Source organism: Meiothermus sp., assembly GCF_026004115.1.
Classification (GTDB): Bacteria; Deinococcota; Deinococci; order Deinococcales; family Thermaceae; genus Meiothermus.
Genome location: NZ_BPIM01000001.1, coordinates 962,082 through 983,306, shown reverse-complemented (window position 1 = coordinate 983,306; position 21,225 = coordinate 962,082). Strand labels below are relative to the sequence as shown.

At 61.5% G+C, this 21,225-nt stretch carries 21 protein-coding genes and 1 rRNA gene; 14 read left to right on the top strand and 8 right to left on the bottom strand.

All coding sequences use genetic code 11. The annotated features are described in order from the left end of the window. Positions 1-183 precede the first annotated feature (183 nt). The 3 genes from Q0X23_RS04595 to Q0X23_RS04585 form a co-directional block, all read right to left on the bottom strand. The gene (locus tag Q0X23_RS04595; RefSeq protein ID WP_297859197.1) at positions 184-1,065 is read right to left on the bottom strand and encodes a histone deacetylase; all 882 of its coding nucleotides are present in this window, start codon (positions 1,063-1,065) and stop codon (positions 184-186) included. 356 nt (positions 1,066-1,421) lie between these two features. Then, positions 1,422-2,069 carry a monothiol bacilliredoxin BrxC family protein gene (locus Q0X23_RS04590; protein ID WP_297859196.1) on the bottom strand — a complete coding sequence of 216 codons (648 nt, stop codon included), beginning with the start codon at positions 2,067-2,069 and terminating at the stop codon, positions 1,422-1,424. Between the two features lie 147 nt (positions 2,070-2,216). Then, positions 2,217-2,699, bottom strand: a complete 483-nt coding sequence (locus Q0X23_RS04585) for an Lrp/AsnC family transcriptional regulator (RefSeq protein WP_297859195.1) — start codon at positions 2,697-2,699, stop codon at positions 2,217-2,219. Positions 2,700-2,901: 202 nt separating this feature from the next. Between Q0X23_RS04585 and Q0X23_RS04580 the strand changes: the two genes are divergently transcribed. The 4 genes from Q0X23_RS04580 to Q0X23_RS04565 all read left to right on the top strand — a co-directional run bounded on the left by Q0X23_RS04580 (position 2,902) and on the right by Q0X23_RS04565 (position 5,321). Continuing rightward, entirely contained in the window at positions 2,902-3,456 is a 555-nt protein-coding gene (locus tag Q0X23_RS04580; protein ID WP_297859194.1) for a cysteine hydrolase family protein, read from the top strand. Beyond that, positions 3,447-4,340 (top strand): drug/metabolite exporter YedA, encoded by an 894-nt coding sequence (yedA, locus tag Q0X23_RS04575; RefSeq protein WP_297859193.1) that lies wholly within the window; start codon positions 3,447-3,449, stop codon positions 4,338-4,340. Before Q0X23_RS04580 ends, yedA begins: the two co-directional genes overlap by 10 nt. Positions 4,341-4,352: 12 nt before the next feature. Further along, a complete protein-coding gene (locus Q0X23_RS04570) occupies positions 4,353-4,676 on the top strand; it encodes a nitronate monooxygenase (protein WP_297859192.1) in 324 nt (107 codons plus the stop codon). A 120-nt stretch (positions 4,677-4,796) separates the two neighbouring features. Continuing rightward, positions 4,797-5,321: a DUF192 domain-containing protein gene (locus tag Q0X23_RS04565; RefSeq protein WP_297859191.1), complete on the top strand. Its 525-nt coding sequence runs from the start codon at positions 4,797-4,799 to the stop codon at positions 5,319-5,321. Between the two features lie 12 nt (positions 5,322-5,333). Here Q0X23_RS04565 and Q0X23_RS04560 read toward each other — a convergent pair whose 3' ends face one another. Together Q0X23_RS04560 and Q0X23_RS04555 are read right to left on the bottom strand one after the other, a co-directional pair. Further along, the gene (locus Q0X23_RS04560; protein WP_297859190.1) at positions 5,334-6,629 is read right to left on the bottom strand and encodes a cytochrome P450; all 1,296 of its coding nucleotides are present in this window, start codon (positions 6,627-6,629) and stop codon (positions 5,334-5,336) included. Between the two features lie 546 nt (positions 6,630-7,175). Beyond that, positions 7,176-8,664, bottom strand: a 16S ribosomal RNA gene (locus Q0X23_RS04555). A gap of 265 nt (positions 8,665-8,929) precedes the next feature. On the opposite strand from Q0X23_RS04555, the gene Q0X23_RS04550 reads away from it, so the two are divergent. Together Q0X23_RS04550 and Q0X23_RS04545 are read left to right on the top strand one after the other, a co-directional pair. Then, complete coding sequence (locus Q0X23_RS04550) at positions 8,930-9,652, top strand: PIG-L deacetylase family protein (protein ID WP_297859189.1); 723 nt, start codon at positions 8,930-8,932, stop codon at positions 9,650-9,652. A gap of 420 nt (positions 9,653-10,072) precedes the next feature. Continuing rightward, positions 10,073-10,714, top strand: a complete 642-nt coding sequence (locus Q0X23_RS04545; RefSeq protein WP_297859188.1) for a hypothetical protein — start codon at positions 10,073-10,075, stop codon at positions 10,712-10,714. Between the two features lie 110 nt (positions 10,715-10,824). On the opposite strand, the gene Q0X23_RS04540 is transcribed toward Q0X23_RS04545, so the two are convergent. Then, positions 10,825-11,589 (bottom strand): HAD family hydrolase, encoded by a 765-nt coding sequence (locus tag Q0X23_RS04540; RefSeq protein WP_297859187.1) that lies wholly within the window; start codon positions 11,587-11,589, stop codon positions 10,825-10,827. Positions 11,590-11,824: 235 nt separating this feature from the next. On the opposite strand from Q0X23_RS04540, the gene trpE reads away from it, so the two are divergent. The 8 genes from trpE to Q0X23_RS04500 all read left to right on the top strand — a co-directional run bounded on the left by trpE (position 11,825) and on the right by Q0X23_RS04500 (position 19,125). Then, the gene (trpE, locus tag Q0X23_RS04535) at positions 11,825-13,219 is read left to right on the top strand and encodes an anthranilate synthase component I (protein ID WP_297861167.1); all 1,395 of its coding nucleotides are present in this window, start codon (positions 11,825-11,827) and stop codon (positions 13,217-13,219) included. 64 nt (positions 13,220-13,283) lie between these two features. Further along, entirely contained in the window at positions 13,284-13,682 is a 399-nt protein-coding gene (locus Q0X23_RS04530) for a four helix bundle protein (RefSeq protein WP_297859186.1), read from the top strand. Then, positions 13,679-14,287 (top strand): aminodeoxychorismate/anthranilate synthase component II, encoded by a 609-nt coding sequence (locus Q0X23_RS04525; protein WP_297859185.1) that lies wholly within the window; start codon positions 13,679-13,681, stop codon positions 14,285-14,287. The genes Q0X23_RS04530 and Q0X23_RS04525 overlap by 4 nt, the downstream gene beginning before the upstream one ends. Positions 14,288-14,326: 39 nt before the next feature. Beyond that, positions 14,327-15,163, top strand: a complete 837-nt coding sequence (locus tag Q0X23_RS04520; RefSeq protein WP_297859184.1) for a glycosyltransferase family 2 protein — start codon at positions 14,327-14,329, stop codon at positions 15,161-15,163. Further along, positions 15,163-16,044: a glycosyltransferase family 2 protein gene (locus Q0X23_RS04515; RefSeq protein WP_297859183.1), complete on the top strand. Its 882-nt coding sequence runs from the start codon at positions 15,163-15,165 to the stop codon at positions 16,042-16,044. Before Q0X23_RS04520 ends, Q0X23_RS04515 begins: the two co-directional genes overlap by 1 nt. After that, positions 16,037-16,894 carry a glycosyltransferase family 2 protein gene (locus tag Q0X23_RS04510; RefSeq protein ID WP_297859182.1) on the top strand — a complete coding sequence of 286 codons (858 nt, stop codon included), beginning with the start codon at positions 16,037-16,039 and terminating at the stop codon, positions 16,892-16,894. Before Q0X23_RS04515 ends, Q0X23_RS04510 begins: the two co-directional genes overlap by 8 nt. Before the next feature lie 33 nt (positions 16,895-16,927). Beyond that, positions 16,928-17,953, top strand: a complete 1,026-nt coding sequence (gene trpD, locus Q0X23_RS04505) for an anthranilate phosphoribosyltransferase (protein ID WP_297859181.1) — start codon at positions 16,928-16,930, stop codon at positions 17,951-17,953. Continuing rightward, a complete protein-coding gene (locus Q0X23_RS04500) occupies positions 17,950-19,125 on the top strand; it encodes a lipid-A-disaccharide synthase-related protein (protein ID WP_297859180.1) in 1,176 nt (391 codons plus the stop codon). The genes trpD and Q0X23_RS04500 overlap by 4 nt, the downstream gene beginning before the upstream one ends. On the opposite strand, the gene Q0X23_RS04495 is transcribed toward Q0X23_RS04500, so the two are convergent. Further along, positions 19,088-19,507 carry a hypothetical protein gene (locus Q0X23_RS04495; protein WP_297859179.1) on the bottom strand — a complete coding sequence of 140 codons (420 nt, stop codon included), beginning with the start codon at positions 19,505-19,507 and terminating at the stop codon, positions 19,088-19,090. The two genes, Q0X23_RS04500 and Q0X23_RS04495, sit on opposite strands and share 38 nt — an antisense overlap. Positions 19,508-19,519: 12 nt before the next feature. Beyond that, positions 19,520-21,148 carry an amidase family protein gene (locus tag Q0X23_RS04490; protein WP_297859178.1) on the bottom strand — a complete coding sequence of 543 codons (1,629 nt, stop codon included), beginning with the start codon at positions 21,146-21,148 and terminating at the stop codon, positions 19,520-19,522. Positions 21,149-21,225 lie beyond the last annotated feature (77 nt).

Below are 21,225 nucleotides of genomic sequence, written 5' to 3'. Positions count from 1 at the left end.
GTTGTGCACCCACTTTTACGCAGTGGGCTCGCGCCCTAGCAGGCCTCGAGCGCAAGACGAGGCCGGCGTGGTGGGTTGTGCACCCACTTTTACGCAGTGGGCTCGCGCCCTAGCGGGCCTCGAGCACTAAACGAGGTGTGTGCAGTGGGTTGTGCACCCACTTTTGCGCAGTGGGCTCGCGCCCTAACGGGCCTCGAGCGCCAGCCGGTAGGTCTGAGCATGGGCCGTTACCGTGATGTGGGGGTCGCGGTTGTAGCCGCCGCCCATGACCACCACCAGGGGCACGTGGGCCTGCTTCACTTTTGCGAACACCCGCCGATCCCGCTCGGCCAGCCCCCACAAACTGAGGCCCAGCCGCCCAAAGCGGTCGTTTTGCAGTACATCTACCCCCGCATTGAAGAAGACCAGGTCGGGTCTGAAGGCGAAGGCTTTTTCCAGGGCGGGCTCCAGAGCTTCCAGATATTCGGCATCGCCGGTGGCATCGCTCAAGCCCACGTCCAGGTCGCTTTGCTCCTTTTTGAGGGGGTAGTTGCGCTCGGCGTGTATCGAGAGGGTAAACACATGGGGGTCATGCCGAAAAAAAACCGCCGTGCCGTTGCCCTGGTGGGCGTCCAGGTCTACGACCAGGGCCCGTCCGCGCCAGCCTTGGGCCCGCAGTTGGGCGATGGCTATGGCCACGTCGTTGAACAGGCAGTACCCCTCGGCCCGGCCTGGATAGGCATGGTGGGTGCCCCCGGCCAGGTTGAGGCCCAGGCCGGTTTGCAGGGCATCCTGGGTGGCGGCCAGGGTGCCGCCCGCAGCATGTAAGGCCCGCGTCAGCAGGCTTTGGGTCCAGGGCAGCCCTACCTTGTGGGCCTCCTGGCGGCTCAGCCCCTCGGTGCGGAGCTTTTGCAGGTACTCGTGGGTATGGGCCAGGGCCAGGGTCTCCCAGGCAATGGCGGGGGCCGGTTGGATGTTCAGGTCTTGCTTAAGCGCCTCGGCAACCCCGCTGTATTTGTACTTGGGGAAAGGGTGATATTCAGGGAGCTCGAGGATGCAGTGGGAGGTGGAGTAGGCCCGATACATGCTTCCTCAAGATGCCACATTGGCCCAATGCGCTGTGTGGTTTGAGTAGGGGCTTCCTGTAAGGCCTATTCTTAATCTTGTAAACGTTTCCATATCTTTTGCACAACTATTCCCTAACATTTACATTGCTTAGCCTCGAGCCACCCCTGCTCATAAGGTTCCCATTGGAACCCCTCGAGGCTAAGCACCTTACCTGGCTCGTCAATTCTGCTGTACTGCGCCAGATACGCATTAACCCCCCTGCCCTGAGGGGGTTTTTATTGTTGGCTGCTCGACCTATTTGCATTGCTGAGTATGCAGGGAGAAATGAGAAGCCCCACCATTAAAGGCGGGGACAAAAACACGTCGGACAGGGTTTACAGGGTCTCGAGCTGAGCCCGCAGGGCCTGCACCCGCTCGCGCAAAGGCGTGGGCTGGGGGTTTTCTTGCTCGTATTGCATGATGGCCCTGGGGTGAATGTGGTGCTCGTCGGGGTTGCCAAACAGCGAGTTGAGCAGCGCAAACTCTTCCTGCGAGCGCAGCGAGGCATCCTCGCGGAACATATTCAGATACGTCCAGGTGAACTGTGACTCACTTACAGCTCCACTCAGGTAAGCGTCCAGCAGGCGCTTGTAGGGCTCGAGGTTGCTCGTGCCACCTTCCTGTGGTTTTTCTACCTTCACATCGGGCAGGTGCTGGCTGAAGAGGGGCTCGAGGTTTTCCAGGGTAATGTCCCAGTTGTTTAGCTCAAAGAGCGGCTGGCCGTTGCGGAAAAGAATAATCTGGGGTGAGTGGTGCACAATGCCGGTGCGCTCGGCCACCCGGTTGGAGGCCGGGCGGTGCTCCACCACCTTGATAATGCCCACCGGAATTTCGGGTCGTTCCCGCAGTATTTTTTCTACGTTGCCCCAGCCCTGCATGGTTTTGTGGCAGGTGCCGGCTTTGAAAATGGCGGTAACGGGCTGGCTGTCGATAAATATGTCGGCTTCTTCGGGGGTGGTAATGGCATACATGCGCTCTCTCATGGCTCTGAGTCTAGCCGCAGGGGCTCTAGGCAAACGTTAGCCGGGACACTTCCCCTTCTTCACCGCTTGCACATACCTGCTACTCCAAAAGAAAGTTGGGCATAAGCTAACCTGCCATACTTTTTTGTAAGCGCTTACAATACCCGCTCAACGCAACTCGATGGATTCGTCGCTTTCGCCAGGAACCAATGGGCGGCCTTCCAGCGCCGTCGAGAGCACAATGGTCGAGGTGATACGGGCGATGCCTGGCACGGCCTTAATACGGTAAATAAGAGCTTCCAGGGCTTTGGTATCGCTGGTGCGCACCTTGAGCAACAGGTCATTTTCTCCGGCGATGCTGTGCATCTCCTCGATCTGGTGGAATTGCTCGAGGCCGGGCTGGATTTCCCGTCCGGTGAAGTTGTTGTCCAGCCGAATGGCCACAAAGGCCGTTAGCTTGAGGCCCAGGGCTTCGGGGTCTACCTGAATTTTGTATGCCCGGATAACGCCTTTGCGCTCGAGTTTTTTTACCCGGTCGTGCACGGCTGCCGGAGAAAGCCCTACCCGGCTGCCCATTTCGGCATAGGAAAGCCGGCTTTCTTGCTGTAGCTCGAGCAAAATCGCCTTGTCGCGCATATCTAGCTGAACCATATTCGGTATGATAACAAAATATCAAACCATGTATGGACAAAAGTGCCATAAAGTGTATATCATTGGGTTATTCCCCGCTTGGGGAATACCTCCAGACCCTCAGCCTGAGCCGATGCCTGTCATCCTCCGCAGGCCAGCTTTAGCCAATCCCGTCCCGGCTCAGGTTGAGCTTTTCTGGGTTTGTGCTCTAATGAGGCCGGCCATGTCCAGAACCGCCTTGCTGCTTATTGACATCCAACAAGGGCTCGACGATACCGCCTACTTTGGCCCTCGCAACAACCCCCTGTTCGAACGCAACGTGGCCGCCTTGCTGGAGAAGTTTCGGCAGACCGGTGCGCCGGTTCTTCACGTCCAGCACCACTCGCTTCGCCTTACCTCGCCGCTCTGCCCCGGTCAACCCGGACACGACTTCAAGCTCGAGGCCCGCCCCCTGGAAGGGGAGCCGGTCTTCGCCAAGACCGTCAACAGCGCCTTTATAGGCACCGACCTCGAGGCCTATCTGCACCGGGAGGGCATCGCCCGCTTGGTGGTGGCGGGCCTGACCACCGACCACTGCGTCTCCACCACCGTGCGCATGGCCGGCAACCTGGGCTTCGAGGTGTGGCTGGTGGGAGATGCCTGCGCTACCTTTGCCAAGCAAAGCCCCGAGGGCATGATTCCGGCCGACGAGGTGCACCGGGTGCATCTGGCCAGCCTGGAGGGAGAGTTCTGCACGGTGGTCAGCACCCAGGAAGCCCTGGAGAGAAAGTGGTTGTGACGGTGCAGCCAAGCCTGTTCCGTCCCCACAACCCACTCTTGGTGCTGCTGTCGTTGCTGGCTTTGTACTTTATCTGGGGCTCGACCTACCTGGCCATCCACTACGCCGTACAGGGGTTTCCTCCATTTCTGGGTAGTGCGATTCGCTTCCTGGTGGCGGGTGGAGCGCTGTATGTGTTTTTGCGTGGACGGGGGATGCCCATGCCCACACCTGCGGAGTGGGGGGGTGCAGCCCGGGTGGGCATTCTGCTGATGGGGGGTGGTATGGGCGGGGTGATGCTGGCTTCCTCGCTGGGGGTGGCCTCGAGCCTCACCGCCATCTTTCCTGCCGCAACTCCCCTGCTGGTGGTGCTGTTCTCGGGTCTGTGGGGCCGCTGGCCGCACCGCACGGAGTGGGTGGGGCTCCTGGTGGGGTTTGGTGGGGTGATATTGCTCTCGCTCGAGGGCTCCCTGCGCTCCAACCTGGTGGCCACACTCATTCTGGCCTGTGCGCCTCTGTGCTGGGCCTTTGGTACGGCCTGGAGCCGCCACCTTCCTCTGCCCAGCGGGCTGATGACCTCGGCTACCCAGATGCTCACCGGCGGGCTTTTTCTGCTGGGCCTGAGCCTCCTCCTGGGTGAGCGCATGATCCAGATGCCGGGCCTGGGGGCCATCCTGGCTCTGCTGTACCTCACAGTGTTCGGTTCCCTGATTGCCTACAGTGCTTTTACCTACCTGCTCGATACCGTGCGCCCCGCCCTGGCTACCAGCTACGCCTATGTGAACCCGGTGGTGGCGGTGCTGTTGGGGGTTTTCATTGCCCACGAAAAGCTGGACATCTACACCTTTATCGCCCTGCCCATCATTTTGCTGGGGGTGGCGCTGGTCGCGGTGGCGCGGAAGTGAGTACAATCCGGCATGGCTTTTGACCTGACCCCCCACCCCATCGTTCAGGCCCCCATGGCGGGAGGGGCCACCACCCCCGAGCTGGTGGCTGCTGTTTCCAACGTGGGCGGACTGGGCTCGCTGGCAGGGGTCATGCTCCCGCCCGATAAGCTGGGCGAGGAGATTCGCAAAATTCGTGCCCTAACCGACCGGCCCTTCAATGTCAACCCATTTGTGTTGAAGCCGGTAGAGGTTTCGCAAGCCGAGCTGCAAACCGCTTTAGAACGCCTGCAACCCATCCGGGCCGAGTTGGGCCTGCTGCCGCCTGGGCTGGAGGTGCCGCCCGTGACGCCCTAGGCGAGTACAACCTGGCTTTCTTACTCGCTTAAGATGTCTTCCGGCCATCCTACTGTCGGGATGTCTGGCTCGGTGGGCCGTGTCCTATTCCCATTGCCAGCCAGGGTGCTCAATAAGAACATGCGGGAGTACAGGAGTTCGGTAGTCCTGATGGTGCTGCTGCTGATTCTGGGTGCAATGCCCATGGTATTGCTGGCCGCTTCTGCCCGGCGCCCCTCCCCGGTTACTGCCTCCAGGGCCCTGGGCCAGGAGCGAATCAGCCTCAGAGCACCGCATGCCCAGCCGGTGGCCCTTACCGTGGAGATAGTAGACATGGCCGCACAGCCCGAAAAAGTGCAGCGACTGCGGGGGATGGTACTCGAGCACGGCGGGCTCATGTGGTTGCATCCGCAGGTTACCGACCAGCCCCTCGAGGCCCGTGCATACACCGCTCCGGTCTCAGTGGCTTTCTTCGACCGCAATGGGGTGATCTTGCAGGTGCTTGACCTAAAGCCCTGTAGCGCCCGATGCCCCAGCTACTTCCCCAAGGTGGCTTACCGGGGGCGGCTAGAGGTGGCTTGGGGCTGGTTTGCCCAACAGGGTATCGGCGTGGGTAGCCAGATTGAAGGGCCCTCCATCCAGGTGCTCAAAGCCCGGTCAGATTAGCAAAGCTGGGGGCTACTTCCGCTCGCGCACCCGCATGGGCAGCCCCCCGTGAGCGCAGAGGGTGAAGTTGGGCTCAGGGCGGATGGGGGCCGGGCGGGCGAGCTCGAGGTCGAACTTTTGCAGCACTGTGGCCACAATTATCTTGTACTCCACCGTGGCAAAACCCTGACCTGTACATACCCGGGGCCCCAGGCTAAAGGGGAAATAGGCTCCCTTGGGCAGCGATTTTTCGAACTCGGGGGTCCAGCGCTCGGGCCGGAAAAGGTCGGGTTGCTCGAAGAAGCGGGGGTCGCGGTGGGCGGTCCACTGGCTCATCACCATCTGGGTCTTGGGGGCTAGCTTCAGGCCGCCGAGCTCGAGCGCCTCCACGTTTTCACGCCCGATAATCCAGACCGGCGGATACAGCCGCAGGCTTTCCTTGAAGACCTGATCCAGATAGGGCAGACGTTGCACCCCTTCAAAGCCCGGCAGCTTGCCCAGGCTGTCCACCTCGGCCCTTAGCCTGGCCTTCACCTCTGGATGCTGGTCGAGCAGGTACCACGTCCAGATCAGGGCGTTGGCGGTGGTCTCGAGGCCCGCCGTGATTACCGTGAGCACCTCGTCGCGCAGTTGCCGGTCGGAAAGCTCTACGTCGGGCTGGTTCTGGGCCTCCAGGAGCATGGAGAGCAGATCGTCGCCCAGGTCGCCGCGCTCCCTTCGCCAGGCGATGTGACGGCTCACCATCTCGTTCAGGGCCCGCACCACCCGGATGCCGTCGCGGTTCATGGCGGGGTGCCAGTCGGGTAGGTTGAGCCAGCCATAGACCATCTGCCCCACCACCTTTTGCCCCAGCATGATGGCCCGGTGCATGATCTCGCGGTCTTCGCCGGCCTCCACATCGAACATGCACTTGGCCACCACCCGCAACGTGAGGGCGTTCATGTCCTCGTCGATGTGCCGAATTTCGCTGTTTTGCCAGTGCGCGAGCATCTCCAGGGTAAACCGGCGCATCACCTCGGCGTAGCCCTGCAGGCGCTTGTAGTGGAAGGCCGGACGCATCAGCCGGCTCTGCTGCTTCCAGAACTCGCCCTCGGAAAGCAAAATGCCGTTGCCCATGCCCCCGGCAAAGGCGCGGGTCAGGTCGGATTTGTGGAACAGCTCGGCCCGCTCGATGAGCACTTCGCGAATCGGGTCAGGGTGGTTGAGAAAAACAATCTCCTTGCCCGAGGCAAAGCGGAAGGTGGTAATGTCGGGGCTGGTGCGGGAGAGGTGAACAAAAAAAGCCAGGGGGTCTTGGCGCAGCTCGAGCTCGGTGGGGTCGAGGATCATCCTCAGAAGAGTTTACTGCCTTCCTGGAGGAGGGAAAAACCCCTTTTCATACCGGATTCAAAAAGATAATCATCCAAACTAAAGATCCCCCAGAGGCTATCTTTTTGAATCCTAGAGCACCCCCCTCCCGAACGGTCGGCGAAGAAAGCGTCTCCCTTCCAAAGGGGCTTACGCCCTCCGCTACGCGGATAACTTCCAAGGGGCGGTATCGCCCTCCGCTACGCGGATGACTTCGGCCCTGTTAGTTCGTCACACTTTGGCGCCGAACTAACCGAATCTGGTATCAGAAGCGGGGCTGGTGCATAAAGCAAACTACTCCTTCCTCCCCCAACGGGGGAGGCTAGGTGGGGGCTTCGATATCCAGCTAGGTCGCCGATTTGCGAGGGTTCACACACCGACCCTGTTTTCAGAAGCAAAAAAACCCGCCCCTTGCGGGGCGGGCCGAATCTTGGCGCAGGTTAGGCGAGTCTTCGCTTGCGCGAAGGTCTGGTTCGGCTACGATGGCCGCCAGACTTGGCGCCGCGAGCGGCGCATGAAACTCCTTAGAAAGGAGGTGATCCAACCGCACCTTCCGGTACAGTTACCTTGTTACGACTTAGCCCCAGTCATGAGCCTTACCCTAAGCGCCTGCCTGAGGCTCCCGGCGATTTCAGGCAAAACCCACTTCCATGGCTTGACGGGCGGTGTGTACAAGGCCCGGGAACGTATTCACCGCGACATGGCTGATTCGCGATTACTAGCGATTCCAGCTTCATGGGGTCGAGTTGCAGACCCCAATCCGAACTGAGCCGCGATTTAGGCGATTAGCGTCTTCTTGCGAAGTAGCGTCGCTTTGTGCGCGGCATTGTAGCACGTGTGTCGCCCAGGTCGTAAGGGCCATGCGGATCAGACGTCATCCCCGCCTTCCTCCTACTTTCGTAGGCAGTCTCGCTAGAGTGCTCGGCCGAACCGCTAGCAACTAGCAACAAGGGTTGCGCTCGTTGCGGGACTTAACCCAACATCTCACGACACGAGCTGACGACGACCATGCAGCACCTGTGTTAGGGTTCCCTTGCGGGCACGCTCGCCTTTCAGCGAGATTCCCTACATGTCAAGACCTGGTAAGGTTCTGCGCGTTGCTTCGAATTAAACCACATGCTCCACCGCTTGTGCGGGCCCCCGTCAATTCCTTTGAGTTTCAGTCTTGCGACCGTACTTCCCAGGTGGAGTGCTTAACGCGTTAGCTACGGCACCCAACAGATGTCGGACACCCAGCACTCAACGTTTAGGGCGTGGACTACCCGGGTATCTAATCCGGTTTGCTCCCCACGCTTTCGCGCCTCAGCGTCACAAATCGTCCAGGTAGCTGCTTTCGCTATTGGCGTTCCTTCCGGTATCTGCGCATTTCACCGCTACTCCGGAAATTCCGCTACCCTCTCCGACCGTCTAGCCTCACAGTATCCAACGCATTCCCGAGGTTGAGCCTTGGTCTTTAGCATCGGACTTGAGAGACCGCCTACACGCCCTTTACACCCAGTAAATCCGGGTAACGCTCGCACCCTCCGTATTACCGCGGCTGCTGGCACGGAGTTAGCCGGTGCTATTACCTGGGTACCGTCATAATCGTCCCCAGTTCAGAAGTTTACACCCCGAGGGGCTTCGTCCTTCAAGCGGTATCGCTCCCTCAGGCTTTCGCCCATTGGGGAAGATTCCTAACTGCTGCCTCCCGTAGGAGTGGGGTCCGTGTCTCAGTACCCCTGTGGCTGGTCGTCCTCTCAGACCAGCTATGGGTCGTCGGCTTGGTAGGCCATTACCCTACCAACTACCTGATCCAGCGCAGGCCCATCCCAAAGCGCCGAAGCTTTGAACATCGGTCAGGACCGAGGTTCACATCGGGGATTAGCTAAGATTTCTCCTAGTTGTCCCCGACTTTGGGGCAGGTCACCTACGTGTTACTCACCCGTCCGCCACTAACTGCCGAAACAGTCCGTGCGACTTGCATGTCTTAGGCATACCGCCAGCGTTCACCCTGAGCCAGGATCAAACTCTCCAAAAATGCTCTTGCGAGCTTTGGGTTTGAGCTTATGCTCAAAAGTTTTGACGTGGCAAAAACCACGTTGTGGTCGTATTTATTTCCTAACCTACGCTTTCAAGATTCTCGCCTCACCGTTTGGCGACGCAAAGAAGAGAGTATCAAATGCTTGAGGCTCTGTCAATAGGAAGGAACTACCGAACTATCCAAGACATTTACTGGCCTGATCTTCAGGGCCTGGCGGAGCATCGCACTAAATACAGGGAGCTGCTCTGGGTAGTATAGAGGCATGGACTTGCTGGTGGTGGTTCCCCATCCCGATGATGAAGTGTTTGGTGCGGGGGGGACGCTTATTCAATATGCCGACTGGGGTCTGGAAACGGGCCTGATCACTTTGACCAAAGGCGAAGCAGGGCGAACCCTGGGCCTGTGTGCGCCTGAGAGGCTGGGGGATTTTCGTGCAGAGGAGCTGAAGCGCGCCGTGGACATCCTTAAGGTGGGCCACTTCGAACTCCACGATTTTCCCAACGGGCGGCCCAATAGCTCGCTGGAAGGGGAGGCCAGGGGGCACGGCTTTGCAACCCCCAATGGGGTGGCCGATCATCCTGAAATTGTGGACTTGCTGCTGTGGCGCTTTGAAGTATTGCGGCCCAGGGCCATTATTACCTTTGCCCCCAACGGCTCCAACCGCCACCCCGACCACGTGGCCACCCACCAGTTTGTGGTACAAGCGGCCCGGAAGTCGGGGCAAAAGATCAAACTATTTTTTTATGCACCGCCTCAACCCCTGCCGGAGTACCTCGAGGGTTGGTTGCCCCCCACCCATGTGCGCCAATTGCCCATGGATGCCTTGCTGCAAAAACTGCGGGCCATGGCCCAACACCGCACCCAGGCGCTCTCAGTGCTCAATTTCATGGACCGTTTCAGCCACCGTCTGGCCAGCGAGACTTTTCACCTGGCGGGCTACGAGGGGCCTGTGCAGCACGAGCTGCTCTGGTATGCCGGGCGGTAGGCAGTCCACTCCCCCAGACTTCAAGTAAAAAAGGGGTCAGAGTGGGTGAAATGTCAGGGTCGGTGCGTGAACCCTCACAAACCTCAGCCAGGGGTGCTTCAGACGCCTGGGGTTGCAAAAATGCTCGTAGCAAGGCGAGATGGCTGAGTGTTATGCCCCCACCTAGCCTCCCCCGTTGGGGGAGGAAGGCGTGGATTTACTTTATGCACCAGCCCTGGGTGAAATGTCTCGAGTTTTGGGGTTTGATATGGGCGGAATGGCCGTTCTAGAGGGAGTTCTCTGCATATGCTTGACGCATAGTGCATAGCATGATATATTTATTTTATCAGCGGCAGAAAAGCCGCCTTTTTTTATTCCCCCAAACCCAAGCCGTTTATCCTTTCAACAGCAGCCCCTCATGAGGCGGCCCTACCTTGGGGTATGCGCGGTTGTGTTGCCCTGCTGGTGTTGTTGGGAACCGCCGTGGCCCAGAGCCTGGGCCTGCAAATTTCCCTGGGCCTGACCAGCAATGCGCCCACCGATCTGCGCGTCGTGCAGCGGGGGTATCCCTCCACCGTGGTGGAGGGGGTTCGTTTTGAGGGGCGCGACCTGGAAGGATTTCCCTACTACACGGTGCGGCTGTGGTACGGCGAAAGGGTGGGCCTTAGATATGAGCTCGAGCTCATCCACCAGAAGCTCTACTTTGCCGCAGCCGAGAGCAACAGGGGCATTTTTGAGCAGTTCAACGTGACCGATGGCTTCAACTACGTGCTCTTTAACCTGGCCTACGCGCTGGAAGCGGGGCCGCTGCGGGTGGTACCCAGGGTGGGTCTGGGGGCCTTGGTGGTTCACCCCGAGACCGTGGTGCGCGGCCAGGGCTGGGGGGTGGATGGCGACCCTCGCTGGTATCACCTGGGGGGCCTGGGTGGGCAGTGGGCGGTGGGTCTGGAAGCCCCCTGGGTGGTGACACCGGGCCTCGAGGGCAAGCTCACGATTGGCTATAGCCGCCTCAACATTGCCGGAGGCTATGCCGAAGGCTGGTTTCGCAGCCTGCACGGTACGTTTGGGCTGGGGTGGCCCTGAGGACTGACCATCGGTGACCTTCACAGACGTGGCCGCCCATTCAGATGGCTACGGTTCTATGCAGGAAAAGAGATTCTTGATCCGGGATGGCTCAGTTTTTGTGAAGAGCGCTAATCTGCCTGCTGAAGCACGGCCTGTAGTTCGTGCAGGTCGGCCAAGATGTAATCGGGCCGGGGCGGGGCCTCGGGGCGAACGCGGCCCACAAAGCCGTGCTCCTCGAGTTCACTCTGTACCCTGGCTGCGATTACGGCGTTCAGATCTGGGTGGCGGGTGCGCTCATGTACGGGCGTTGCTCGCCAGTCCTGGGGCATGGTGCGCCAGATCCACACCGCGACCAGGCCCGCTTCGTTGGCTCCCCAGATGTCCTGACTGAGCAGGTCGCCGATGTGCACAATAGTGTCTGCCAGTTCGTTTCGCACCGGGTTCCAGAAAGCCGGGTCGGGCTTGAGGGCTTGCGAAATATCCGGGGCCAGAATCCGGTCGTAGGGGATGGCCAGCTTGTCTACCAGAATTTGTTGATACTTGGCCAGGCCATTGGTCGCTACCGCAATGCGGTAGCCCTGGCTGCGGAACGCCGCCAGCCCAGCGGGTACATCGGGGTAGACCATCCCGTGTTCAAACCTGGCCTCCGCCAGCACCTCGAGGAGATTAGGAAAGATGGGCGGTAGTCCCAGTTTTTCCTGCACGGCGCGATGAATGTCGCCCCAGTCGTAGACCCGTGTGGGGTCACCCTGGGCAAGCCGATTCAGGTACTCCTCGCGCAGGGCCGCTCGGATGGTCGGTTGGGCCAGCAAAGGCTCCATGTGGGGCCGCATCAGATGACGGAAGGGCCAGTCGGCCAGGGTGCCGTCGAGGTCGAAGGTCAGCCAACGCATAGGCCCTAGCGTATCGGGTTTGTGGTTCGGCGTACAGGACAGCGTAAAGAGGTGGCTTGCATTCTGGGGCACCATGCCGCAGACTAAGGGCCAGATGGTACGAACTGCACAAGTCAAGGGTTGGTGGTGGCCCTGATAGCCCTGGGACGGTAGCGGTCAGTACCCCTGGGGCTTTTTTCTCAGGGGATTTTTTATTGCACTCAAAGGAGAAGCCATGCAAACCTCGGCAAAAACCATGCCCACAGTTCCGGTCAAGAAAACCCTGCTGGCCGACCTCGAGACCCCCGTTACGGCCTACTTGAAGCTTTCCGAAAAAAGCAGCCCCAGCTTTCTGCTGGAGTCGGTGGAGGGGGGCAAGGCCTGGGCGAGGTGGAGCTTTGTGGGGGTGGGAGCGCGCAAGGTGTGGCGGCTGAAGGAGGGGGTGTTTACCCTGAATGGGCAAACCCTAAAGACCACCGACCCCCTGCGCACCCTCTACCAGGCCATCCACCGGCCCATCGTACCCGACCCCGACCTGCCCCTTTTTTGGGGCGGCGCGGTGGGCTATGCGGCCTACGACCTGATTCGCTATTACGAGCAGCTACCCAGCCAGAAGCCCGATTTGCTCGAGATCCCCGACCTCTTATTTGTCGAGCCCGAGGTGGTGGTGGTTTTCGACCAGTTTAAGCAGCAGATGCACATCGTGGCTCCTGCCCTGGAGGAAGAGCGGGCCGAGGCCCTGAAGCGCATCGCCTGGGCTGAGAAAAAGCTCCACGGCCCCCTGCCCGGCGTACCCGGTGAGCGGGCAGGGCGACGCCTGGACTTTAGCCAGAACGTTTCGCAGGCCGAGTATGAGGGCATGGTGGAGCGGGCGCTGGAGTACATCCGGGCGGGCGACATTTTCCAGGTGGTGCCCAGTTTGCGGCTATCGGCTCCCCTCAATGTGCACCCTTTTGCCGTCTATCGTGCGCTGCGCGCGGTGAACCCCAGCCCCTACATGGGTTTCCTGGATCTGGGAGAGGTAACGCTCATTTCCAGCAGCCCCGAAAGCCTCTTGCGTTCGGACGGTCGGAGGGTGGTGACCCGCCCCATTGCGGGCACCCGCCGGCGGGGCAAAGACGCAGCGGAAGACCAGGCCCTGGCCGAGGAATTGCTCTCCGACGAAAAAGAACGGGCCGAACATGTGATGCTGGTCGACCTCTCGCGCAACGACTTGGGCCGGGTCTGCCGCTATGGCAGCGTCAGGCCCACCCAGCTCATGGCGGTGGAGCACTACTCGCACGTGATGCACATCGTTTCTACGGTAGAGGGCGAGCTGCGCGAGGATAAAACCCCCCTCGATGCCCTGGCCTCGGTGCTGCCGATGGGCACCGTCTCGGGAGCGCCCAAGATCCGGGCCATGGAGATTATCGAGGAGCTCGAGCCCTCGCGTCGAGGCGCCTATGGCGGGGCTTTTGGCTATGTGGCCTACGACGGGCACATGGATGTGGCCCTGACCTTGCGCACGATGGTGATTGCCCAGGAGCAGCTGCACATCCAGGCCGGGGCCGGGGTGGTCTACGACTCCAACCCCTCGGCAGAGTACCAGGAGTGTTTGAACAAAGCCCAGGCCATGCTTAAGGCGGTGCGGCTGGCGGAGGAGGGGCTTTAGTGGGCATGTGGCTTGTGGCCCGTGGCAAGTGGTGGGTGGAAGTCGGTTGGGAAGGAGGTAGGCTATGGGGCCCTCCAGCGTACAAAACCTGGAAATATGGAAAGAAGGCATACAGCTTGTAAAGGAGATTTACCGCCTCACTCGAACTTGGCCCAAAGAAGAAGCCTACGGTCTCACAGCCCAGGTTCGACGTGCAGCCATATCTATACCTGCAAACATCCCCGAGGGGGTAGGCCGAGCCTCTCCGGGCGACACAGCGCGGTTTGTTCAGATGGCCTTAGGTTCAGCTTACGAGCTCGATACCCTGCTCGAGATTGCCCGAGAGCTGGGGTTCAGCACAGCCGATGAAATAGCGCCTCTGCAAACCAAAATAGTTCAGCAATGCCGTCAGGTATCCAGCTTTATTCGATACCAGGAGAACCACCCCAATCTGAAAAAACCCAAACCTCGAGGTAGAACATGAAGCCACAAGCAACAGGCCACGAGCCACAAGCCCGAATTCTGATGATTGATAACTACGACTCCTTTACCTACAACCTGGTGCAGTACCTGGGCGAGCTGGGTGCAGATTTGACGGTCTGGCGGAACGACCGCTTCGAGCTGAAGGACGTGGAAGACTTCGACCCCGACGGTATCGTGGTTTCGCCTGGCCCCTGTACGCCCAGGGAGGCGGGTCTGTCGGTGCCGCTGATACAGCAGTACGCGCCCAAGTATCCCATCCTGGGCGTATGTCTGGGCCACCAGAGCATTGGCGAGGCCTTTGGGGCTCGGGTTTTGCGACATCGGGTCATCGTGCATGGCAAAACCAGTCGCATCGAGCACGACGGCAGCGGGGTATTTACCGGTCTTGCCACCCCCCTGACGGCCACCCGCTACCACTCGTTGGTGGTGCAGGATTTGCCGGAGGAGCTCGAGGTTAATGCCTGGGTAGAGGAGGCCGGAGGCCGCACCGTGATGGGCCTGCGCCACCGCCATTACCCGACCCACGGCGTGCAATTTCACCCCGAGTCCGTGCTGACCGAGGGTGGCCAGCAGATGCTGGGCAATTTTCTGCAGGTGTGCCGATAAGTTTTTTTGCTGATATCTTTCCGCTATAAGCTATCTAACATGATTTCGGTTATTGTGCCGACCCACAACCGGCGCACCTTGCTGGAAAAAAAGCTGCGCGGCCTGGAAACCCAGGCGGGCGAGCTCGAGGTCATTGTGGTGGCCGACGGCTGCACCGACGACACCCTGGCCTTTTTGCAGGGCTACCATCCGCCCTATCCCCTGCAGGTACTTCAGACCGGCCAGGGCTATGGGCAGGGTCTTGGGGCCGCGAATGCCCGCAATCAGGGGGCCAAGGCTGCTCGGGGCAACTTATTGCTCTTCTCCGATGACGACGTGATGCCCCAGGCGGGCTGGATCGAGGCCCACCGGCGGGCCCATACCCACCCCCGCACGGTGGCGGTAGGGCGGCTGATACTGCCCCCCGAACTGCGTGGCAGCGGGGCCGCCGAGCTCCTGGGGCCAAAGGCCTTCTGGTGGCACGTGACCGGCAACAACACCTCTATGCCCAAAGCGCTGTTTGAGGAGGTGGGCGGCTACGACCCCGCCTTCAGCGCCTATGGCGGTGAGGACTCCGACCTGGGCTACCGTCTGATGAGAGCAGGGATGCGGCTGGTTTTCGTGCGGGAGGCGGTAGCGTTGCACGAAGCCCCCGAGCACCGCACCCGGGCTGTCCAGAAAGCGCGGCAGGCGGGTGCAGCCCATGTGCGGGTCTGGCAAAAGCACGGTGACCCCCGGATTGCCTGGGCCCTGGGCGTACATCCCACCCTGCTGGCCGTGAAGATGGCTTTGTTGCCCAGCCTGAAAGGGCTGCTGGGAGGCCGGGGCGATTATGAGCTGGCCTTTGCCTGGGGGGCCTGGGAGGCCCTCGAGGCCAGCAAGAACACACGAACCTAATGGACTTTAGTGTCGTAATTCCCACGCACAACCGGGTTGAACTGGTCATCCGGACGGTGGCGGCTTTCCTGGCGCAGCAGGGGGTCGATTTTGAGGTAATCGTGGTGGACGACGGCTCTACCGACGAGACCCCCCAGGTATTGGGTGCGCTCCGCGACCCCCGGCTGCGCGTGCTGCGTCAGCCGAATGCAGGCCTGGCCGCTGCGCGCAACGCGGGGCTGGCCCGGGCCCGGGCCCAGTATGTGCTCTTCAACGACGACGACGTGGTGCCAGAAAAGGGCTTTTTGCGGGCCCATCTGGAACTGCACCAGCGCTATCCCCGCTCGGCAGCGGTGAGCCGCACCTATGTACCCGAAGCGCTGGGGCAAGACCCCTTCACCCGTTTCTGGCGGGAGAGGGCCGAGTCGGGGGTGCGGGGTAGGGCCAACGGCTCGCCTTTAGGCTGGGGCGGGTTCTGGTTTGCCAGCCTCTCCCTGCCGTGCGGGCTGGCCGAGCCCTTCGCTGCTTTTGGGGGCTATGGCTGGGAAGAACATGAGCTGGGTCTTCGGCTCTGGCGCAAAGGGTTATGGCCCCGCCTGGCCTTGGGGGCACGGGCCGCGCACGAGGACCGGGTCAACCTGGAAACCATGATGAAAAAAGCGCGGAGCATGGGGCGCATGGCCTGGCAGTTTTACCGGATGCACCCCAGCCCGCAGGTGGCCCTCTGGACCGGGGCTAATCCCGCCTCGCTGACCCTGAAGCGCCGACTTTACCCGTGGGACAGGGCCCTGAGGCTTTTGGAAAAGCGCGGCTGGGAACAGGGGGCGGGGGCTTTCAGGCGGTACCGGTTTTTGCTCGAGGCCGCCTATACCCAGGGGCTTCTGGAGGGTAGGGGTGGCTGAGCCTCTGATTTACATTCTGATTCTCAACTACCGGGCCTGGCGCGACACGGTGGCCTGCCTGGGGGCTTTGGAAAAACTCGAGTACCCCAACTACCGAGTGCTGGTGCTGGACAACGCTTCCGACAACGACTCGGTGGCGCAGATCCGGGCGGCGTTTCCAAAAGTAGAGGTCATGGAACTGGGGCGCAACCTGGGGTATGCAGGCGGCAACAACGTGGGGATCCGGCGGGCCCTGACCGAAGGGGCCGCGTACGTCTGGCTCCTAAACCCGGATACCCTGCCCGACGCCCGGGCGCTCGCTGCCATGGTTGAGCAAGCCCAGCAGGATGTCCAGATCGGGGCGGTGGGATCGGTGCTCTACGAGATGGACAGGCCCGAACAGGTACAGGCCTGGGGTGGGGGCGAGGTGGTGCTGCCCTGGGGTCTAATTCGTTTGCTGAACCATCCGGGGCAGACCCCTCGGTTGAACTACATCAGTGGGGCCAGCCTGTTGCTGCGGCGGGAGGCGCTCGAGCGGGTGGGTTTGCTGGACGAAGGTTTTTTCATGTACGGCGAGGATGCTGATATGGGGTTGCGGCTCCTGAAAAGCGGTTTCAAGCTGGCCGTGGCGCCCCAGGCGCGGGTGTGGCACAAGGGAGGCACTTCCTGGCATGGAAGCCTGAAGGCCGACGAGCACTTTGCTGCGTACAACGTTCGCCTGTTTCGTAAGCACGCTCCCCGGCCTGGACTGGCGGTGGCAGGGTATGCCTTCTTTTGGCTGGTTGAGTTCAGCCTGCGGGGCCGCTTCGACAGGGTGGGGGCTTTGTGGCGGGGCTTAAGGCGCGGCTGGCGGCTTCCGCTCTCGGTATAAGCTTTTATGGAGAAAAATGCCTTTGGAGGAGATGTGGACGAACTTAAAAAAGCCCTACTGGCCGAGCCCCTATCCCAGACCGAGGCCCATGCCCTGATGCAGCGCATCATGTCGGGTGACCTAACCCCGGTGCAGACCGCCGGGGTGCTGATGGCCTTGCGTACCCGGGGTGAAACCGCTGAGGAAATTGCCGGATTTGCCGCGGGGATGCGCGAAGCAGCGCTGCGCGTAGAAACCCGGCGCAAGCCCCTTATGGACATCGTGGGCACCGGGGGGGTGGCCCCGGATGCCTTCAATATTTCCACCACCACCTGCTTTGTGGTGGCTGCGGGCGGGGTCGCGGTGGCCAAGCACGGCAATCGCGCCGCATCTTCCCGGTCGGGGTCTTTTGATTTGCTCGAGGCCCTGGGGGTGCGCATCGATCTTCCGCTTGAAAAAGTAGCCGAGGCCATCGAGACCTTGGGCCTGGGCTTCTTGTTTGCCCGCAACCACCACCCGGCTATGCGCTATGTGGCCCCGGTGCGGGCCGAGCTGGGGGTTCGCACCGTTTTTAACCTGCTGGGCCCCCTGACCAACCCGGCTTTTGCCAGCCTGAACCTGGTGGGTGTGAGCAGCCCCGGGCTGGTAGAACCGTTTGCCAGGGTGCTACGCGATCTGGGCTCGAGCCGGGCCCTGGTGGTGCATGGCCGGATGGCCCGCGGGGGGGGCCTCGAGGCCATCGACGAACTGGTGCTGGGCGAAAACATCGTGGCTGAACTGAAAGACGGACAGATTCGGCTGTATGAGCTCCGTCCTGAGGAAGTGGGGCTGCCACCGGCCCCCTACGACGCAATTGGTGGAGGCACCGCAGCCGAAAATGCTGTGGAGGCACGGGCCATTCTGGGCGGCCAACAAAAAGGCCCCAAGCGCGATGCAGTGGCTTTAAATGCCGGAGCGGCTTTTTACTTAGCAGGTAAAGCCTCCGGCATCGCTGAGGGGGTTGTGCTGGCCCAGACTTTGCTGGACAGTGGGGCGGGCCTCGAGGTGCTCGAGCGCCTGGTCAAGCTCACCCAGGCATGAGAAAAATTGTGGTGGTTTCCAATGGCCACGGCGAGGACATCATCGGGGCGGTGCTGGCCTGGGAGCTGCAAAGGCTGGGCTACGAGCTACAGGCGGTGCCGCTGGTGGGCCGCGGCCAAGCCTACGAGCAGGCGGGCTTTGCTGTGCTGGGGCCGCGCCAGGAGATGCCCTCGGGCGGCTTCGCACTGCAAAGCCTGGCGGCCATCTGGGCCGACCTGAAAGCGGGCTGGGTCTCGATGAGCCTGGCGCACTACCGCGCCGTGAGGGAGGCTACGCGGGAAGCAGTGGCTACGTTGGTAGTGGGGGATATCTATGCCCTGCTGGTGGGCCATTTTATGGGTCGACCTCCGCTTTTTTTGATGCAGTGCCGCTCCTCGCTGCGGGCCTGGCAGCCGCAGGGCTGGAGCCGGCCTTATAGCGCCCTCGAGCGCTTTCTGATGCGCCGGGCGGTGGGGGTGTATCCGCGCGAACCGGAGGGCGAGCACTGGCTCAGGGCCCACGGGGTGCCTCACGCCCGCTACCTGGGCAACCCCATGCTCGATGCGCCAGAACAGGGGCCGCTCGATCTGACCCCACCCTATTTACTGCTCCTGCCGGGCTCGCGCAGCGATGCCTACGAAAGCCTGCCCAAAATGCTCGAGGCGGTTCGTCTCTTGAACGATCTGGGCCTCACACCGGTGGTGGCCTGGGCCGGCCTGCCTATGGAGGCCGTGGCCGGGTGGTGGCTGGAAAGCACCGGCAAAGAGGTGGGCCTGACCCACCGCTTTCAGCACCCCGACGGCACGGGGGTCTACCTGGCGCAAAAAGCCTTCAAAACTGTGCTGGAAGGGGCTGCCGTCGGTATTTCCACCAGCGGCACAGCCGCCGAACAGGCCGCTGGCTTTGGGGTGCCGCTGGTGGGGTTTCCCACCGGTGGGCCGCAGTACACCAGGATCTTCGCGGCCCAGCAAAAGCGCTTGTTGGGCGAAGCCCTGCTGCTGGTAGAACCCCACCCCCAGGCCATTGCCCAGGGTGTACGGCAGTTGCTGGCCTCGCCCGAACGCCTTAAGCAAGCCCGGGCCGACGGACAGGCCGCCATGGGCGTGCCTGGGGCGGCCCGGCGAATTGCCCTGGAGATTCACGGGCTGTTGCAGGCTACGGATTCGGGCCAAGGGCAATCCCCGTCTCGATGAAACGCCACCACAAGAGCAAGCCCACCAGGCTGGCCCAGAAAAAATAAGGCCCCACCTGCTCGGGCGCTTTTTCCAGGCTTTTGCGAAACCAGCCCCCAGGCCCCAGGCCGCTCACAAACCACAAAATGCTGGCGGCCAGGAGGCCATACACGGCGTGCAGCCAGGTTACCCCGCCCATAAAGAGCGTGCGCACCAGCAGCTCCAGCCCAATGGCCACTACGGCAAACCCCGCCGTTAACTTGAAAAAGCGCAACTGCCTGGGGTTGGGTTCGCGCACCAGCAGGGGCAGGTTATAAAGCAACGAGGCCCCAATTAAAAGCAGCGCAATCAGGTTGAGCAGGCCGCGCAGCCCGATGATGTAAACCGGAAGGGGAATTTCCATGCCAGCCAGAATTTACGGAAGAACAGGGGGTTTGTGGATGTTAAGCTGGTCTGCTACTGCCTGGGCCAGCCCGATGAGCAGCGGATCTTGCAGGGGTTGTGCTACCAGTGAGGCCCCGACCGGTTCACCGCTTTCGCGGTAACCTGCCGGTAGGTTCACGACCGGGAAACCCGAGGTGGAGGTGAGCACGCTCAGGCTGTTGCTCACCGTCAGCAGCACCTCCACCTGGCTCGTTTGCATCATGTCCAGAAGACGTTCGCTGCCCTGCAGGTGGTTCTTGGAAACCAGGGCTTCGTACTCGGCCTCGGAAAACGGGTGGGCGAGCGAGGCCTCGAGCAAATCCTGCCCATAGCGCATGGCCTCGGGGTGCTGGCGGTTGTACTCGATCACCTCTTGCAGACCCCGAATGGCTGCCCCGGTGGTTTGCAGATACCGGGCCAGATCGCGCCGCATGCCGGCGTGCAACACCGGCATCATCTGGATGGAGCTTTCCGAAAAAGGCACTTCCACCACCTCTACGCCCAGCGTAGAGAGCACCTGGGCCACCTGCGCCAGGGCTTCCGCATCGCCCTTGCGCTGGGTGTGCTGTACCCAGCCCACCCGAAGGGGCAGGGAGAAAGCGGGCGGGGTGGCAGGGAAAGAGAATCGGGCGGCAATTTCTGTGGTGGTATCGGTAGGGTCGTGGCCTGCTATCACCGACATCAGCACGGCCAGGTCGGCGGCGCTTTTGGTCATGGGGCCGGCGGTGTCCTGGGCGGCAGTGATGGGGATGATGCGATCGCGGCTGACCAGGCCCAGGGTGGGTTTGAGGGTGAACACGCTGTTTTGGGCGGCGGGGTAGATGAGCGAGCCGGAGGTTTCGGAGCCGATGCCGGCCACGGCCAGGTTGGCCGCCACTGCTACGGCGGTGCCGCTGCTGCTGCCCCCCACGTCAAAGGGGCCGTAGGGGTTGCGGGTATGACCGCCCAGGGTGCTGTAGCCGTTTACCGACTGGCTGGTCATGAAGTTGGCCCACTCCGAAAGGTTGTTCTTGCCCAGAATCACTGCCCCGGCAGCCCGCAACTTCTGCACAATAAAGGCATCCTGGTCGGCCATGTGCTCGGCCAGCACGGCAGCGCCCGCGGTGGTGTGCAGGGGGCCTACCGTGGAGATGTTGTCCTTGAGGCTGAGGGGAATGCCGTGGAGCACCCCGCGCAGCTTTCCCTGCCGACGCTCTGCGTCGCGGGCGCGGGCTTCCTCGAGCACCGCCGGGTTCAGTTCCAGATAAGCCCGCAACCGGTCGTTGTAGCGCCGGATGCGCCACAGGTAAAACAGCGTGAGCTGCTCAGAGGTGAGGCGTCCGGCCTGCATTTCGGCCTGAAGTTCTGGGATGGTGGCCTGCTGGGTCAGGGTTTGCAAATGCTCGAGCAGGGGTGTCTCAAGCTGCGCCAGCGCCGCCTCGAAGGGGCCAAAGTCCAGGGGCCGCCGCAGTGGATAGCTGTGCTCGGCAGTTTGTTCGGCCACCTGACGGGCCACAAAGCTTTCCCAGTCGCGTTTATTCGGATTCAGACGTTTTTCGGCAGCCTGGCTCATCGCCCACCACACTACCAGCCCCAAACCCAGGAAAACCAGGGCCGAGAACAGTTGTAGCCTTCTGGGCATAGGGTTCAGTATGGCAGCAACCCAACCCCCCGATAAGTGGATACCCCCATTTGGGGGTGTAGTGAAGGAATAACCCG

What these genes read in the sequence shown, in the direction of transcription:
- Q0X23_RS04595 (WP_297859197.1), bottom strand. Translation starts at nt 1,065, where the DNA reads ATGTATCGGGCCTACTCCACCTCCCACTGCATCCTCGAGCTCCCTGAA.
- Q0X23_RS04590 (WP_297859196.1), bottom strand. Translation starts at nt 2,069, where the DNA reads ATGAGAGAGCGCATGTATGCCATTACCACCCCCGAAGAAGCCGACATA.
- Q0X23_RS04585 (WP_297859195.1), bottom strand. Translation starts at nt 2,699, where the DNA reads ATGGTTCAGCTAGATATGCGCGACAAGGCGATTTTGCTCGAGCTACAG.
- Q0X23_RS04580 (WP_297859194.1), top strand. Translation starts at nt 2,902, where the DNA reads ATGTCCAGAACCGCCTTGCTGCTTATTGACATCCAACAAGGGCTCGAC.
- Q0X23_RS04570 (WP_297859192.1), top strand. Translation starts at nt 4,353, where the DNA reads ATGGCTTTTGACCTGACCCCCCACCCCATCGTTCAGGCCCCCATGGCG.
- Q0X23_RS04565 (WP_297859191.1), top strand. Translation starts at nt 4,797, where the DNA reads ATGCGGGAGTACAGGAGTTCGGTAGTCCTGATGGTGCTGCTGCTGATT.
- Q0X23_RS04560 (WP_297859190.1), bottom strand. Translation starts at nt 6,629, where the DNA reads ATGATCCTCGACCCCACCGAGCTCGAGCTGCGCCAAGACCCCCTGGCT.
- Q0X23_RS04550 (WP_297859189.1), top strand. Translation starts at nt 8,930, where the DNA reads ATGGACTTGCTGGTGGTGGTTCCCCATCCCGATGATGAAGTGTTTGGT.
- Q0X23_RS04545 (WP_297859188.1), top strand. Translation starts at nt 10,073, where the DNA reads ATGCGCGGTTGTGTTGCCCTGCTGGTGTTGTTGGGAACCGCCGTGGCC.
- Q0X23_RS04540 (WP_297859187.1), bottom strand. Translation starts at nt 11,589, where the DNA reads ATGCGTTGGCTGACCTTCGACCTCGACGGCACCCTGGCCGACTGGCCC.
- trpE (WP_297861167.1), top strand. Translation starts at nt 11,825, where the DNA reads ATGCCCACAGTTCCGGTCAAGAAAACCCTGCTGGCCGACCTCGAGACC.
- Q0X23_RS04530 (WP_297859186.1), top strand. Translation starts at nt 13,284, where the DNA reads ATGGGGCCCTCCAGCGTACAAAACCTGGAAATATGGAAAGAAGGCATA.
- Q0X23_RS04525 (WP_297859185.1), top strand. Translation starts at nt 13,679, where the DNA reads ATGAAGCCACAAGCAACAGGCCACGAGCCACAAGCCCGAATTCTGATG.
- Q0X23_RS04520 (WP_297859184.1), top strand. Translation starts at nt 14,327, where the DNA reads ATGATTTCGGTTATTGTGCCGACCCACAACCGGCGCACCTTGCTGGAA.
- Q0X23_RS04515 (WP_297859183.1), top strand. Translation starts at nt 15,163, where the DNA reads ATGGACTTTAGTGTCGTAATTCCCACGCACAACCGGGTTGAACTGGTC.
- Q0X23_RS04500 (WP_297859180.1), top strand. Translation starts at nt 17,950, where the DNA reads ATGAGAAAAATTGTGGTGGTTTCCAATGGCCACGGCGAGGACATCATC.
- Q0X23_RS04495 (WP_297859179.1), bottom strand. Translation starts at nt 19,507, where the DNA reads ATGGAAATTCCCCTTCCGGTTTACATCATCGGGCTGCGCGGCCTGCTC.
- Q0X23_RS04490 (WP_297859178.1), bottom strand. Translation starts at nt 21,148, where the DNA reads ATGCCCAGAAGGCTACAACTGTTCTCGGCCCTGGTTTTCCTGGGTTTG.